The sequence below is a fragment of the Sphingosinicella sp. genome (assembly GCF_052388015.1).
In the GTDB taxonomy this organism is placed as follows: Bacteria; Pseudomonadota; Alphaproteobacteria; order Sphingomonadales; family Sphingomonadaceae; genus Allosphingosinicella.
Window position 1 is genome coordinate 1 of record NZ_JBQTIN010000046.1, and the last position, 14,693, is coordinate 14,693.

Sequence of the window (14,693 nt, forward strand, 5' to 3'; positions counted from 1 at the left end):
TGGGATCGATTGCCAAGAAGGGGATGTGGGGCCGACTCTGGGTACGCGAGCTGTTCGTCAAGATGGCGCGGGACGGGATGCTCGATTACGGCTTTTCACCGGTGGAAATTCTGGGACAGACCGACCTCCAGATCGCGGCGATCGGCTGGCTCGGCCAGCACCGGCAATTCGCCGCGCTCGCGGCACGGCTGGGGCCGGAGCGGGTCCGCACCCTGGACAGCGAGACGCTGATCGCCCGCCCGGTCGAAGCTCTGGCGGCGCTGGGCGGTCTCTTCGGCCTTCGTTTGGACGCCGCAGCCGTCGCGGCGGGCGAGGCCTTCACCCGCCACTCCAAGGGGGGCAAGGCGTTCGACGGCGTGGCGCGCCAAGCGGAGCAGCGCGAGGCAGCGGCGGTCCATGCCGAAGAGGTGGAAAAGGTTACCGCCTGGACGGAAGCGGTGGCCAAGTCGGCCGGGCAGTCCTTGTCGCTGCCTGCGCCATTGCTGTAGGCGCGCTAGTCAGGGCTGCCAACGCCGCTCACGGATCCATCGGCTGGCGATGACCTTGGTGCCGCTGGTGACAGGCAAGCCAGCATGTTCGGACATCGGATCGAGCGAGCGATCAGAAAGCGCGCTGCGGAAGACCAAAGCATCGCCCTTCCTCCCCTTCACCTTCAGCCCGGTCCTGACGAAGCAAGTCTCGCCGCCTCTATAGTCGTGATTGAGATAGACCAAAGCGGTCTGACAGCGCTGATTGTCCGAGCTTTGAGCGAAATCGAAATGGCTGCGATATTGCTGGCCCGGTCGGTAACGGAGGATCTGCATCGCCTCGCCTTGATCGGCCATGGTGCCGGTGACCGCCGCCAGCCGCCGATTGAGCGCATGAACTACCGGGTCTTCCATAAGCCAATGAATCGTCGAGCTGTCGGAGGTTCGAATTGGGTCGCGGACGAGCCGCCGGTTCGCATCGAACACCGTCGAAGGCTGATAGCCAGGCTGGGCGACCTGCTTCAGATAGTCGCATTCGGTGGCCGTGAAGAGACGCTCGAACAGCCGTACATGCGGTGACTCGCTGAGCGGCTCGACGTCCGGCACGCACGCGGGATCGCCGTCGTCATCCATCCGCATTCGTTCGAGGATCGCCAGCATCTGTCGGCGGCGCTGATCCTTTCTGGCTTCCACCCGCAAGCGATCCATCGCCTGCGGCCAGTCGCGATGCCCCGCAACGCCGTTCGCGAGGAGGTTCGTGTAGCTGTGCGCCGCAGCTTGATGACCGCCTTCGCTTGCGCGACGGTAAAGCTCGCGCCCTTGCACCGGATCCTGCGGCACCATACCGCCCCGCCACTTCATCTCCGCGAGGAGCGCGAGCGCTTCGGGCTCGTCTTGGGCTGCGAGCCTGCTGATGATCAACACCGCCTCGGGATTGCGCCCCGCTGCGGACAGCGAAATCGCCTGCTGGAGCATCGGATGGCGAGCCGGCATCGTCGCGCTATGCCAGCTATTGGATGGAGCAGCCAGAGCAAGCCGCGTGACCTCGAACCTGATTCTTTTCAGCTTTAAAGTTCTTGCCGCGCTGCCTGCGCCATAGGCCATTGCTATCCGTCGCCATTCGCCGCCACGACATCGAATGCCACGCTCATCCGCTCCCCGGCGGAGAAGGGACGGGTGCCGTGGAACAAATAGGACGGAAAGAGAACCAGCCGCCCGGGCCTCGGCTCGATCATTTGGATCGGCTCGAGATCCAGTAAAAAGTCCGCCGGTGGACGGCCAATTTCAAGCCAGCCGTCGTGGTCACCGGCGGCCGATGGCGTCCGGAAGTAACAGGCCGAGCTGATCAGGCCGCTCGGATGGTAATGCGCGACATGTTGGCCGGCGTCCACGAATCGAACCGACCAGCTCGCCGATATCACTAGCGCGCGATCCCGGTGACGCAACAGTGGATGCTCGTCGTCGCGCGTGGGAAGACGGGTGATGTGGTCGCCTAGCGCGCGATCGATCGCGGCCTGCAGCGTCGCGAGCTCGGGCTCGGCCCGGTCGAAGAGATTCCATCGCGTCTGCGTGCCGCCGCGAACGCTCTGGCCAACCGTTTCTACCGCATCCCGGTGCAAGCCGGCCAAGAGCAGACCGGCGGCATGGAAGGCGCCTTGGTCGAGCGGCAGGTCTAGGACGCTGACTAGGCCCGGCTGACCCGAAAGCCACGGGCCGCGTTCGTGCCCGGTCTTGCGATAGAGCAGTTCGGCGATGCCCCAGGCGGCAAGGTTCCATCGCTCCGCGTCGAGCACCGTCTCGATCAGCGCGATCGCCCGGTCGAGATCGCCCGTGCGAATGCGATGGACGCTTTCATTGAGCTCGCGGCCCGGAAGGCCCGGTGGGAGCGTGGCGAAAAGCGCCTCGGCGCGGTCGATTTGACCTGCTTTGCCGGCATGGATTGCCTCCGCCAGCTGGAACTGCACTTCCCCAGACCCCGTATCTCGCGCGCGACGGGCAAGGTCCGCGGCGCGCGCTGGTTCTCCGCAATTGGCGACGAGCTGGATGTAGTCGCTCCAGAGCTGGTCCCGCCCCGGCTTCTGTTCGAGCAAAGCCTCGATATGATCGGCGTATCCCGATGCCGCCCCCTGCTCCCAGCGCATCCGCGCCAGCGCGATCTGCCCGTGCGTCCAGTCGGGCGCCGATCTTGCAAGTTTCGCAAAATCATCAAGCGCCTCGCGGTCACCACGATCCAGCCGTGCTTCGACTTCATCGAGAGCCAGCTCCCGGTCGTCCGGCGCGAGCCGGCGCGCCGCGCGATAACGCGCGACCGCGTCCGCTTCCTGCCGTTCCAGCGCGATGCGTGCCCGGCCGATCGTCGCCAACCGGTCGCCGTGCGACGCCGCGAGAGCACGATCGTAAGCGGCGGCCGCCGCAGCGAGCGCGCCGCTCGCCTTCTCCACCGCCGCAAGACCGTTCCAACAGCGCGGATCGCGCGGGTTCATCTCGATCAATGACCTGAACGCGGTGCGCGCCTCGCCGCGCCGACCGAGCCGCGTCAGCAGAACGGCCCGGTTGAAGATGACGTCGTTGTAGCGCGGCTGCAACTCCAGCGCCCGCTCATAGGCGTCGAGCGCGGCGGTTGTGTCGTCCTGCTGCTCGAGAAGGAGGGCGAAATTGCTCCAGAGCTGCGGGTCCCGGGGCGACAGCCGGGTGGCGGCCTCGAACTGGCGCCGCGCTTCCGCGAGGTCGCCCAATTCCTGCTCGACAATGGCGCGCAGATGGTACGCGGCGGGGTGGCCGAGCCAGGCAATTGTCGACAAAATGGCCCGCGCATCGCCGAAGCGGCCCTCCAGAAAAGCGCGTTCCGCGGCGGCGAAAGCGGCCGCGGGATTGAGCGTCTGTGCCATTGCACTGCTTTAGTTCGCAACGTCGCACGATGCGAACGCTGTCGGTGGCGATAAAAAAAGGGCGGGCCAAAGGCCCGCCCCGCAAGGCTGCGTGATCCGGATCCGTTTAGAAGCGGATCCGCGCGGTGGCGACGAAGCGGCGGCCCAACGTATCATAAGTCGACGGGAAGGTGTTGGGGCTGTTGAACGCAGTCGAGCCGGCATTGTTGCCGACCAGCGGCGGCTGCTTGTCGAACAGGTTCTGCACCGCCAGCGTGATCGTCAAATGATCGTCGACCTGGAAGCGGGTCGTCAAATCGAAATAATCGTAGGACGGGATGCTGTTGAAATCGACCACCTGCCCGGCGAGCGGCCCTGCGGCCGCCCCAAGAGTGCCTCTGAACAGAGGTCCACTCACACGCGCAGCCTCGGGCTCGTAGATGACGCTGTCGAGATGGCGCCAGAGCAGCGACACGTCGATATTATCGAAGGTCAGAGTCGTGCGCAGCGACCATTGCCATTCGAAGAAGGGCTGGCCGCAATCCGGGCTGTAGAAGCCGACGCACTGACGATTGATCGCGCTGGTCGGTGTCGCCCGGAAGAGCTGATCGTCCTGCCAGGTCAGCTGGCCGTTGATGGCCAGGCCGACGCCGCCGAAGATGTCGAGGTTCCGACGATAGTTGATCGAGAAGTCGACGCCGCTGGTCTCGATCCGTCCCAGGTTGGACAGCGACAGAGGCAGACCCGGGGTGTCGGACGGATCGCCGCTGAGCGAGCCGTTCAGCGGATTGCGACGAATCGAAGTACACTCGGGCCGCGCCGAGGACCCGGCGGCGGGCGAGCGCCCGTCGCCCCCACCGAAGCAGGCTGTGATCACGTCGCCCGGAGTCGGAGCGGTGATCGCGCCCCGGATCAGGATGTTGTAATAGTCGACCGAGAGCGACAGGCCGGGGATGAAGTCAGGCTGGAAGACTACGCCAACCGTCCAGGAGCGCGAGCGCTCCGGATTGAGGTTGAGGTTGCCGCCCCCGGTTGCCTGCGCCTGGCCGGAAATCGGAAGCTGGATCGAGTCGACATTGCCCGCGTTCGCGCCCTGCGCGAGGCAGACGGCGCGCAGCTCGCCGGTCGGGGCCGCCCGGAACCTATTGCCGTTGCCGTCGATGCTGGCGCACGGTTCGGTTGCAAGGCTGGTGAGGCCCGTATTCACCGGCGAGAACAGCTCGGCGATGTTCGGAGCCCGCACCGCGCGCGCATAGCTGCCGCGGAAGCGGAGCGCGTCGATCGGAGCCCAACTCGCCTCGACCTTCCAGGTCGTCGTGTTGAAGCCCGGATTGGTCGGCGCATCGATATTGTAGGATGAATAGCGAATGCCGCCGCGCACCTCGAGGAGGTCGAAGAACGGCCGGTCGGAGACGATCGGGACGATCAGCTCGCCGAATGCCTCATAGACGTTGAAGCCGCCGTTGATGTTCGGCGCCGCGCCGCCCGCGCCGCCCAGATCGCCACCCTGCGCGAGCGTATCCGACGCTTGCGCGGCCCTATACTCACGGAACTCCCCACCGACCGCGAAGCTGACCGGCTGCGCAGCCCATGGCAGGGTCCAACCGAAATCGCCCGAGACCGTGCCGCGCGCCTGCGCGAGCGTGATCCGGGTGCGGACGGTGCTGATCTCGTTGAGGAAATCGAGCGCGGCCGGAGTGAAGCTGGCGTTGCCGGTAGCGCCGAAGAAGTTGACCGGAGCGCAGCCGTTCGCCGTGTCGAAACAGACCGGCGCGGCAGGCGTGCCGCCGGCGAGCAGCGACTGCCGCACGCGGGAGTTCAGGAAGTAGCCCTGGATCTCCTGGACCTGATCGGCTTCGCCGTAGCTGCCGAAGACATCCCAATCGATCGAGTCGGTGATGCCGCCGCGCGCGCCGGCGCGATAGTCAAAGACCGTGTTGCTGTAATTGCTGATGCGCGGCCCGAGCTCGACGCCACGACGGAAGAGCTGCGACTGCGGGTTGGGATTGTAGCCCTCGCCGGCCTCGATCACGCCGTTGCCGTTAACGTCGAACGGCACGAACGCCTCACGCGTGGGCCGGTTGGTGGTGGTGGTGTTGGCCTGACCGGCAAAGGCCTGGCCGGTGCCGATCTCACGATAGGCTGCCTGGCCCGGGCGCAGCCCCGGCGCGGCCGCCGCGTCGCATTCCGCCTGGGTGAACCGGCGGGTCACGACGGTCGGGCTCGGGTTGACGTCCACGGCGCAGAAAGCGTTGCGCTGAGCGGCGGTAAGGAAGGGATTGTTGAGCGGGATCGTTACCGCGATGCCGAACGCGCCCGACGGCGCGATGATCGTTTCGACCGTGTTCTTGGAGAACAGGCCGCGCGTATAGACCTCGATCGCGTCGCTGACCTGATAATTGGCCGAGCCGTAGATGTTGAAGCGCTCGAACGGCGTCTGATAGACGTTGTACGGGTTGAAGTTGAAGGCATCAAACGCCGCCGTCGGCCGGAAATTCGTGCCGTCCGCCGTGACTTGGCGGGTGACACCCGGACCGATCAGGAAACGCGAGGGCGTCGTTGTGCCCGAGCCGCCGGAGCCGCCGTTGAACGAGTCGATCGTGAAGAGGCCGAAGTCGCGGGCGCCCTGATAGACGGGATCGGCCTCCTGATAGCCGACGCTGAAGGTCGCGTTGCCGCGGCCGTCGTCGAAATTGGCGCCGATGGTGACGTCGGCACGGAAGACGTTGCCGTCACCCTGCTCGGTGATCTGCTCGGAGACGTTGATGTCGATGCCGGCGAAATCGCGGCGGGTGATGAAGTTCACCACGCCCGCGACGGCGTCGGCGCCGTAGGTGGTCGAAGCGCCGCCGGTCAGCACGTCGACGCGCTGGATGAGGGCCAGCGGGATGTTGTTGAGGTCGAACTGGCCGGCGAGCGTCGACGGAACCAGACGCACGCCGTCAATCAGAACGACGTTGCGGTTGGAGCCGAGGCCGCGCAGGTTGACGAACGAGTTGCCGCCATTGCCGTTGTTGACGGCGGAACCGATCGACGGGACCGCGCCCGGCAGCTCGCGCAGCAGCTCCTCGGCGACGTTCGCCTGCTGCAGCTCGATCTCTTCCTCGCCGACCACGTTGATCGGCGACGAGGCGACCAGATTGGGGTTGCGCACCAGGGTGCCCGTGACGACGATCGCCTGATCGTCGCCGCTCTCCGCGGTCTGTGTACCTTGCGCGAAAGCGGGCGTGGCGGCCAGCGCGGTCGACGCGAAGATGGTCGAAGCGAGCAGGCGGCCCTGGATCTTGGAACGTGACGTCATATTCAACCCCCTTAAGCCGCACAGGCGCGGCGCATGGTGAAAGCCGGGGCGAGATGGCTCGCCCTTGATCGTCGGTTATGCGACCTTCTCCGCCAAGACAATTCTCGTTGCACCGCAGTCGACTACAATTCGCCATTCTGTTGCAGCGCGGCAACAGTTTGATGGCTTGATCGGACCGCGCCGAAGGCCCTCGACAAGGGCGGCGCGAGCCGTGAATAAGAGCGTCATGACCGCCCGACCCTTTCTCCTCGCCCTGGCGCTGCTCGCGGCAACCTCCGCCGCCGACGCCCAGCGCCGCCGGGCGACCGCGCCCGAACGGCCGGAAGTGCTGAATCAGCTGACCGCCTGCCGTCAGGTCACCGGCGATGTCGAACGCCTCGCCTGCTATGACCGCCAGGTCGCGGCGCTGGAGGCGGCCGAAGCGTCGCGCGAAATCGCGGTCGTCGATCGGCAGCAGATTCGCCGCACCCGGCGCAGCCTGTTTGGCCTCACTTTGCCCGATCTCGGCATCTTCGGCGGCGACGAAGACGAAGGCGAGGACGGCGCCGGCGTCAACGAGATCAATTCGACGCTCCTCGCCATCGGCAGCGGCGCGGACGGGCGGATGGTCTTTCGTCTCGAAGACAATAGCGTCTGGGTGCAGACCGACGGGCGGCAGGGTTTCCCGCGGCGCGGCGAAGCGATCCGGATCCGGCGCGGGCCGCTCGGCGCGTTTCTCGCCAGTATTGCGGGCCGTCCGGCCGTCCGCGTCATCCGCCAGCGCTAGCGGTCGAGCGCCGCCAGCGGATCGAGCCGGGCGCCGTTCCAGACCAGGCTCCAGTGAAGGTGCGGGCCGGTGGCCCGTCCCGTCGCGCCGACGCGGCCAATTTCCTCGCCCTGCCGCACCCTTTGCCCGACGCGAACGGACGCGCGCGACAGGTGCAGGAAGGCGCTGGTCAGCCCCATGCCGTGATCGATGATGACGAGATTGCCCTCAAGGCTGAACGCAGGCGGCGGCGCCAGCGTCACCACGCCGTCCGCCGGCGCGATCACCGGCGCACCGGCGCCGGCTGCGATGTCGAGCCCGCTATGATAGGCGGCCGGGACGCCGCGATAGACGCGCTGCGAGCCGAAGACGCCGCTGATTCGGCCGCGTGCGGGGGGAATGAGCCGCTGGCTCCAGCCGGATGAGGCGGAGCGCGCCCGACGCGCCGCGCCGATCCGAACCAGCTCGCTTTCGCGCAGCCGGGCATATTCCGGCGTCGGCCCCGTCGAGGGCCTGGCCATGTTGACGTTCTGAACAGGCCAGGCCCGAGGCGTCACCCGGATCAGCTGCTCGCGCGTCGCGCCATCGGCGGCGATGACGGCCAGGCGGGCGCTGGGCCCGTGATCGCGGTCGAAGCCGAGGATGAAGCGGCCATCGGGCGCGACTGGAATCTCGTTCCCCTCCAGCATCACGCGCGCGCCGACGCCAGCGTTGCCGGAGAGCAGGGCTCCTTGCGCCGGAGTGCCGACAAGCCGGGGCGGCATGCCGACTGGATTCGGCCGCTCGATCCGCCTGCCGCAAAGTACATGCTCGCAGCCCGGCTGCGGCCTCTCGACCGCGGGTTGGAATGCGAGCAGGCCGGCGAACAGCGAAAGGCTCACGCCAGCCCTTCGCCCTTCAGCGACGCCTCGGCGTCGACATAGGGCTCCTGCCGCTCGACGCTCCAGTAGCGCAGATCGGTGAGCGGGATCGGCTTGTGAGTGACCGCGCAGACGACATGGTCGCCCGGTACGAGCACGCGATAGGTGCCGGCCAGATAATGGAGCCGCGCGGCCCGGTTGCGGTTCGACATCAGCATCGCATCCGCCTCAATCACAACAGCTTCGGCTGATCAACCGTTCCCGCGCGCGGCGGGGCGGCGCCATCGACGGTTGCGGCCACCCCTTGCCGATCATCCTGGAAGATCAGGCGGAGCCGCTTCGCCGCCCGCGCCGCCGCCGCCGAGGTCAGCGTCCGGCCCTCGCGATCGGTGACGCGCGCATAGCCTTTCGACAGCGGCCGATCGGGATGGGCGAGCTCGGCGACCCGCCACAAGGCGGCCAGTCGCTCGGCCGCGCGCGCATGGGCGGCCTTCAGCAGGCCCGGCCGCAGCGCGCCCGATGCCCGGCCCAGATCGCCGCGCGCGCGGTCCAGCCGTGCGCCAAGAGCGCGCGGCAGGCGCTCGCCCAGTTCGTCCATGCGCTGCCGTTGCGGCGCCAGCAGCTCGGCGCGATCGGGCCAGTGGCGCAGCAAGGCGTCAAGCCGCTCCCGGCCGCGCTCCTGCGCGCGCCTCGCGCAGGTCGCCGCCCGGTCGCCGAGGCCGGCGACGAACGCCGCCAGCTCCGCGCGGACCGGCACCGCCATCTCGGCCGCCGCGGTCGGCGTCGGGGCGCGGCGGTCGGCGGCGAAATCGGCGAGACTGGTGTCGGTCTCGTGCCCCACCGCCGAGATGACCGGGATCGCTGACCCGGCGATCGCCCGCACCACGATCTCCTCGTTGAACGCCCACAGATCCTCGATCGAGCCGCCGCCGCGCGCGACGATCAGCACGTCGGGCCGGGTCGCCATCGCGTTGAAGCCGGCGAGGGCGGCGGCGACCTTCTCCGCTGCCCCCTCCCCCTGCACCGGCGTCGGCCAGAGCAGGACATGGCAGGGGAAGCGATCGGACAGCCGGTGCAGGATGTCGCGAATCACCGCGCCGGTCGGAGAGGTGACGACGCCGACGAGACGGGGCGCGAATGGCAAGGGCCGCTTGCGCGCCGCGTCGAACAGGCCCTCGGCGGCGAGCTGGCGGCGGCGTCTGTCGAGCAAGACCATCAGCGCGCCCTGTCCGGCCAATTCGAGCCGCTCGACGACGATCTGATATTTTGACCGGGCCGAATAAGTGGTGAGGCGGCCGGTCGCGATCACCTCGGCCCCGTCCTCGGGCTGGAAGCGGAGGGCCGCCGCCTGGCCGCGCCAGATCACCGCATCGATGCAGGCCGCATCGTCCTTGAGCGTGAAATAGCAATGGCCGGAGCCGTGCCGTTTGAAGCCCGAAATCTCGCCGCGCACCCGGACGTGATCGAACGCCCCCTCGACGGTGCGCTTGAGCGCCGCGGACAGCTCGGAAACGCTGAGCGCCGGCGCATTGTCGCCCGGCGTCTCGGTTGCCAGCAGCCCGGCGGTGTCATTAGGGGCGTCGGTCATGAATGTGCTTCTGATCGGTTCGGGCGGGCGCGAGCATGCGCTGGCGTGGCGGCTCGCGCAATCGCCCGCGGTCGACCGGCTCTTCGCCGCGCCCGGCAATCCCGGCATCGCCGAGGAAGCCGAGATCGTGCCGCTCGACATCGCCGATCATGACGCGGTGCACGCGTTCTGCGCCGAGAACGACATCGGCCTCGTCGTCGTCGGCCCGGAGCAGCCCTTGGTCGCGGGCATCGCCGACGCGCTCGCCGGCATTCCCGTTTTTGGACCCGGCAGCGCCGCCGCCCGGCTGGAAGGATCGAAGGGCTTCGTCAAGGATTTGTGCGCCGCGCATGCCATCCCGACCGCCGCTTATGCGCGCCACGGCAATGAGGGTGCGGCGCTCGCCGATGTGGAGCGCTTCGGCCTGCCGGTGGTGATCAAGGCGGACGGCCTCGCCGCTGGCAAGGGCGTCGTCATCGCCGAGACCGCCGAAGCGGCGCACGCCGCGATCGCCGACATGTTCGGCGGCGGCTTCGGCCACGCCGGGGCCGAAGTGGTGATCGAAGAATTCCTGACCGGCGAGGAAGCGAGCTTCTTCGCGATCACCGACGGGCGCACGATCCTTCCCTTCGGATCGGCGCAGGATCACAAGCGCGTCGGCGACGGCGACACCGGGCCCAATACCGGGGGCATGGGTGCCTACAGTCCAGCCCGCGTGCTGACCGCCGAGTTGGAAACGCAAGTGCTGGCCGAGATTATCGATCCGACGGTGCGGGCGATGGCGGCGGCCGGCACGCCTTATGTCGGCGTGCTTTATGCCGGGCTGATGCTGACCGCCGACGGGCCGAAGCTGATCGAGTATAATTGCCGCTTCGGCGACCCCGAATGCCAGGTGCTGATGATGCGCTATCGCGGCGATCTCGCCGCGCTCATGCTCGCGGCGGCGGAAAGGCGCCTCGATCAGATATCGCCGCCCGAATTCGCGCCGGCGCCCGCGCTCACCGTGGTGATGGCGGCGAACGGCTATCCCGGCACACCGGCCAAAGGCAGTGCGATCGCCGGCCTCGCCGACGCGGCGGCGACCGGCGCCAAGGTCTTCCATGCTGGCACCGCGCTGAGGGAGGGCGCGCTCGTCGCCAATGGCGGCCGGGTACTCAACGTCACCGCCAGCGGCGCCTCTGTCCGCGCGGCGCGCGACGCGGCCTATCGTGCCGTCGATCGCATCGCGTTCCCAAGCGGCTTTTGCCGGCGCGACATCGGCTGGCGGGAAATCGCGCGCGAGGGCTGACGGCGGCGGCCCGGCACGATAGAGAGGGCGGGCATGCCTGCGATTGCCAAATTGCTGATCGGATTCGCCGCCGCCTTGCTCGCCGGCTGGGTCGCGCATGGGCCGCTCGGACGCGGCGCGGCGTTCATCGATTCGGTTCAGGCGCAGGCCGAGGCGGTGATCCGCACGGCCGGGCTGCCGGGCGTGACCGTCAGCTTCCCGCGCGATCCGCTCTCCCGCACCGCCTGGCTGTCCGGCCCGGCCAATGATCTCCAGCGCAACGGCCAGGGCGGCCTGCTGGGTCTCAACCAGAGGGTGGCCGCCGTGCCGGGTGTGGCCGCGGTCCGCTGGACGGACGAGAATAGCAGCCCGGGCGGCATCCCCCTCCTCGCCGAAACGCTGCCGATGGTCGCGTTTGCCTTCCTGATCGGGCTCGGGCTCGGCCGGCTGTTCTTCCGGCCGAAACGCACGAGCTTTCTGTGAGGCGCCGGCCATGACCGCCCTTGCTTTCTTCAACCTGCCCATCCTGCTGGTCGCGCTGGCGATCGGCCTCGTCACCGGCTGGTGGGCCTTCCGCTACCGCAAATAGGACGGATCGAGCCTGCCCATGACCCTCGACACCAATACCATCCTGATCGTTATCGCGATCCTCGCCGTCCTGATCCTCGCCTTCCTGGTGATGCGGCGACGGCCGGCGCCGGTCGAGCGCAAGCCGGCCGAGCCTTATGTCGCCAGCCGCGACCGGCCCTATATGAAGCAGGCGCATGGCGCCGCGGAAGGAAACGGGGTCACCGGTGAAGTGGCGGCGGCCACCACCGATGTCGCCGGCGAGGTGCTCGGCGTCGAAGCGCACCGTCACCTCAGCGGGTCGCCCACGGGCCCCGCAGACGACCTCGTCCTGTTGAAGGGCGTCGGCCCAAAGCTCGCCGCGCGCCTGAACGAGCTCGGCGTCACCCGGTTCGCGCAGATCGCCGGCATGAACGACACCGAGCTCGCCCATCTCGACGAACGGATGGGGCCGTTCCGCGGCCGCCTCGCCCGCGACCTGATCGCCGAGCAGGCCGACTATCTCGCCCGCGGCGACATCGAGAGCTTCGAGGAGAAGTTCGGCAAGCTCGGCAGCGAAACCTAGATCACCCGCCTTGCGCGCTGGATCTCGGACGCCAGCAATTTGTCGATCTTGCGGCCGTCCATGTCGACGATCTCGAACCGCCAGCCGGCAAAGCTGAACTTCTCGCCCACATCGGGAATGTGGCGCAGCACCGACAGTGCGAAGCCGGCCGCGGTCGCATAGTCCCGGTCCTCCGGCAGCTTGATGCACAGCCGGTCGGCAAGCGCGTCGGCCGAGACCGAGCCCGAAACCCACCAGCTGCCGTCGTCGCGCTCGATCAGAGGCGGATCGTGGTCGAGCTCGGCCGAGGACAGGAACTGGCCGGTGAGCGCGGTCAGGAGGTTGCCGGGGGTCACGATGCCTTCGAAATGGCCATATTCGTCATGGACGAAGGCCATCGGCACGTCGCTGTCGCGCAGCACCGTCATCGCGTCCATCGCATCCAGCTGATCGGGGACGATCGGCGCCGGCTTCATCAGCTTCCTGAGATTGATCTCCTCGCCCATCAGCAGGCAGTCGACCACGTCGCGCGCCTGGACGACGCCGATCAGCCTGTCGACCGAGTTGCCCTCGGCGATCGGGATCCGGTTGTGCGGCGCCGCGATCAGCTGGGCGCGGATCGTCGCCTGGTCGGCGTCGGCGTCGATCCAGGCTATGTCGGTGCGCGGCGTCATCACCTCGCGCGCCGGCCGGTCGGCGAGGCGGACGACGCTGGAAATCAAATGCCGCTCGCTTTCCTCGAGCACGCCGGCCGTCGCCGCCTCGGCCACGACGAGGTGGAGATCCTCGGCGGTGACCTGGTCCTCCGATTCGCGGTTCAACCTGAGCAGCCGGAAGATCAAGGCGCTCGAATTGTCGAGCAGCCAAACGATCGGCGCGGTCGCCCGCGACAGCCACAGCATCGGCGTGGCGACGACGATCGCGATCGATTCCGGCGAGCGCAAGGCGAATTGCTTCGGCACCAGCTCGCCGATGATCAGCGAGGCATAGGTCGTCACGATGATGACGAGGGCGAAGCCGAGCGAGCGCGCCGTATCCGGCTCGAGGCCGAGCAAGGCGAGCCGCTGCCCGACCGGGGCGCCCAGGCTCGCCCCCGAATAAGCGCCGGCGACGATGCCGATCAGGGTGATGCCGATCTGGACCGTCGACAGGAACCGGCCCGGATCGGCGGCGAGCGCCAGCGCCCGGCGCGCGCCGGCGCCCTGCTTGGCGAGCGCGCGCAGCCGCCCCCGGCGCGACGAAACGATCGCCAGCTCGGACATCGCGAACAGGCCGTTCAGCCCCACCAAAGCGAGGATGATGACGACATCGAGCCAGGGGAAGGGTTGGAGGGGGGATGTGGGAGACATTGCTCGGCTTTGCTCTAGCGGGTTCTGTTCCGGCTCGACAACAGGTTCGTTGCGGATCAGCCGCGCCGGCCGCGAAAGAAATCGCGCAGAAGCGATGCCGCAGCGTCCTCGCCGATGCCGGAATAGATCTCCGGCGCGTGGTGGCAGGTCGGCTGACCGAAGAGGCGCGGCCCGTTCACGACGGCGCCGCCTTTGGGGTCCGCCGCCCCGAAATAGAGCCGCCGGATTCGGGCCAGCGCCATCGCCCCGGCACACATCGCGCAGGGCTCCAGCGTCACCCATAGGTCGCAGCCGTCGAGGCGCTCGCTGCCGAGCGCCGCCGCCGCCGCCCGAAGCGCGACGATCTCGGCATGGGCGGTGGGATCGGCGTCCGCGCGCATCCGGTTGCGCCCCGTCGCGATCACCCGCTCGCCGAGCGTCACCACGGCGCCGACCGGCACTTCGCCGGCTTCGGTCGCGGCAATAGCCTCGTCGAGCGCGCGGCGCATCGGCGCCGGGAGCGGGAAGGCCGGCCCGCCGGATTCGGCTTCGGCCGGCAAATCGGGATCGCCGGTGCCTACTGCTTGTTCGCCTGGCTGTTCGCGACGCCGATGCTCGGCACCTCGACCTGACGGGTCTCGGTCTTCACCACCGGCACCTCGACATTGCGCGTCTCGGTGCCGACCCGGACGTCGGTGGTCTCGACGACGACGCCGTTGCCGTCCGATCGGGTGCGGATCGCGCCGGAATAGACGAGCCCGATGCCGATCACGATCAGGAAAGCAATCAGAAGGAGGAAGGTGCGCATGAGGCCGGACCTTTCGAATGGTGCTTCATTTGCGCGACCAACGATGGCGGCGTCAATCGGTTGCCGACCCGCAACGAATCTTGACCGGCCGGGCAGGTTGACGAATCCGCCGCTCCTCTCTATCGGGCGCGCTTTCGCGAGCGCCCGCGGCGCTTCGCTCAGATACCGGAAAGAGAATCGAGATGTCGCGCATTTGCGAGCTGACCGGCAAGGGCCGTCAGGTGGGGCACAATGTCTCCCACGCGAACAACAAGACCAAGCGGACGTTCCTGCCGAACCTGCAGAACGTGACCCTGATTTCCGACGCGCTGGCGCGCGGCGTGAAGCTGCGCGTCTCGATGAACGGCCTTCGCTCGGTCGAGCATGTCGGCG

At 68.1% G+C, this 14,693-nt stretch carries 14 protein-coding genes and 1 pseudogene; 6 read left to right on the top strand and 9 right to left on the bottom strand.

The window, feature by feature from the left end:
* Positions 1-488, top strand: a pseudogene (locus tag ACT4N3_RS04290) (hypothetical protein); the annotation flags it as partial.
* 9 nt (positions 489-497) lie between these two features.
* Here ACT4N3_RS04290 and ACT4N3_RS04295 read toward each other — a convergent pair.
* From ACT4N3_RS04295 to ACT4N3_RS04305, 3 genes are all read right to left on the bottom strand, one after another.
* Entirely contained in the window at positions 498-1,571 is a 1,074-nt protein-coding gene (locus ACT4N3_RS04295; RefSeq protein ID WP_444853974.1) for a 2OG-Fe(II) oxygenase, read from the bottom strand.
* 2 nt (positions 1,572-1,573) lie between these two features.
* Positions 1,574-3,355: a putative 2OG-Fe(II) oxygenase gene (locus ACT4N3_RS04300; RefSeq protein WP_444853975.1), complete on the bottom strand. Its 1,782-nt coding sequence runs from the start codon at positions 3,353-3,355 to the stop codon at positions 1,574-1,576.
* 106 nt (positions 3,356-3,461) lie between these two features.
* Positions 3,462-6,635 (bottom strand): TonB-dependent receptor domain-containing protein, encoded by a 3,174-nt coding sequence (locus ACT4N3_RS04305; protein ID WP_444853976.1) that lies wholly within the window; start codon positions 6,633-6,635, stop codon positions 3,462-3,464.
* 226 nt (positions 6,636-6,861) lie between these two features.
* Between ACT4N3_RS04305 and ACT4N3_RS04310 the strand changes: the two genes are divergently transcribed.
* Positions 6,862-7,401: a hypothetical protein gene (locus ACT4N3_RS04310; RefSeq protein ID WP_444853977.1), complete on the top strand. Its 540-nt coding sequence runs from the start codon at positions 6,862-6,864 to the stop codon at positions 7,399-7,401.
* On the opposite strand, the gene ACT4N3_RS04315 is transcribed toward ACT4N3_RS04310, so the two are convergent.
* Genes ACT4N3_RS04315 through xseA form a run of 3 tightly spaced genes read right to left on the bottom strand, consistent with a single transcriptional unit; the run spans position 7,398 to position 9,828 of the window.
* Positions 7,398-8,261, bottom strand: coding sequence for a M23 family metallopeptidase (locus tag ACT4N3_RS04315; protein WP_444853978.1), 864 nt, complete (start codon positions 8,259-8,261; stop codon positions 7,398-7,400). The two genes, ACT4N3_RS04310 and ACT4N3_RS04315, sit on opposite strands and share 4 nt — an antisense overlap.
* The gene (locus tag ACT4N3_RS04320; RefSeq protein ID WP_444853979.1) at positions 8,258-8,458 is read right to left on the bottom strand and encodes a DUF2093 domain-containing protein; all 201 of its coding nucleotides are present in this window, start codon (positions 8,456-8,458) and stop codon (positions 8,258-8,260) included. The genes ACT4N3_RS04315 and ACT4N3_RS04320 overlap by 4 nt, the downstream gene beginning before the upstream one ends.
* Positions 8,459-8,472: 14 nt before the next feature.
* A complete protein-coding gene (gene xseA, locus ACT4N3_RS04325; protein WP_444853980.1) occupies positions 8,473-9,828 on the bottom strand; it encodes an exodeoxyribonuclease VII large subunit in 1,356 nt (451 codons plus the stop codon).
* On the opposite strand from xseA, the gene purD reads away from it, so the two are divergent.
* The 3 genes from purD to ACT4N3_RS04340 all read left to right on the top strand — a co-directional run bounded on the left by purD (position 9,827) and on the right by ACT4N3_RS04340 (position 12,206).
* The gene (purD, locus tag ACT4N3_RS04330) at positions 9,827-11,095 is read left to right on the top strand and encodes a phosphoribosylamine--glycine ligase (RefSeq protein WP_444853981.1); all 1,269 of its coding nucleotides are present in this window, start codon (positions 9,827-9,829) and stop codon (positions 11,093-11,095) included. The genes xseA and purD overlap by 2 nt on opposite strands.
* Positions 11,096-11,128: 33 nt before the next feature.
* The gene (locus tag ACT4N3_RS04335; RefSeq protein ID WP_444853982.1) at positions 11,129-11,557 is read left to right on the top strand and encodes a hypothetical protein; all 429 of its coding nucleotides are present in this window, start codon (positions 11,129-11,131) and stop codon (positions 11,555-11,557) included.
* A gap of 124 nt (positions 11,558-11,681) precedes the next feature.
* Positions 11,682-12,206 carry a hypothetical protein gene (locus ACT4N3_RS04340; RefSeq protein ID WP_444853983.1) on the top strand — a complete coding sequence of 175 codons (525 nt, stop codon included), beginning with the start codon at positions 11,682-11,684 and terminating at the stop codon, positions 12,204-12,206.
* On the opposite strand, the gene ACT4N3_RS04345 is transcribed toward ACT4N3_RS04340, so the two are convergent.
* The 3 genes from ACT4N3_RS04345 to ACT4N3_RS04355 all read right to left on the bottom strand — a co-directional run bounded on the left by ACT4N3_RS04345 (position 12,203) and on the right by ACT4N3_RS04355 (position 14,321).
* Complete coding sequence (locus ACT4N3_RS04345; RefSeq protein ID WP_444853984.1) at positions 12,203-13,534, bottom strand: hemolysin family protein; 1,332 nt, start codon at positions 13,532-13,534, stop codon at positions 12,203-12,205. The two genes, ACT4N3_RS04340 and ACT4N3_RS04345, sit on opposite strands and share 4 nt — an antisense overlap.
* A gap of 56 nt (positions 13,535-13,590) precedes the next feature.
* Positions 13,591-14,022, bottom strand: coding sequence for a nucleoside deaminase (locus ACT4N3_RS04350; RefSeq protein WP_444853987.1), 432 nt, complete (start codon positions 14,020-14,022; stop codon positions 13,591-13,593).
* 68 nt (positions 14,023-14,090) lie between these two features.
* Positions 14,091-14,321, bottom strand: coding sequence for a hypothetical protein (locus ACT4N3_RS04355; RefSeq protein WP_444853985.1), 231 nt, complete (start codon positions 14,319-14,321; stop codon positions 14,091-14,093).
* A gap of 182 nt (positions 14,322-14,503) precedes the next feature.
* On the opposite strand from ACT4N3_RS04355, the gene rpmB reads away from it, so the two are divergent.
* Positions 14,504-14,693, top strand: a 190-nt coding sequence (gene rpmB, locus ACT4N3_RS04360; protein ID WP_444853986.1) for a 50S ribosomal protein L28, incomplete at its 3' end; no start/stop codon positions are given.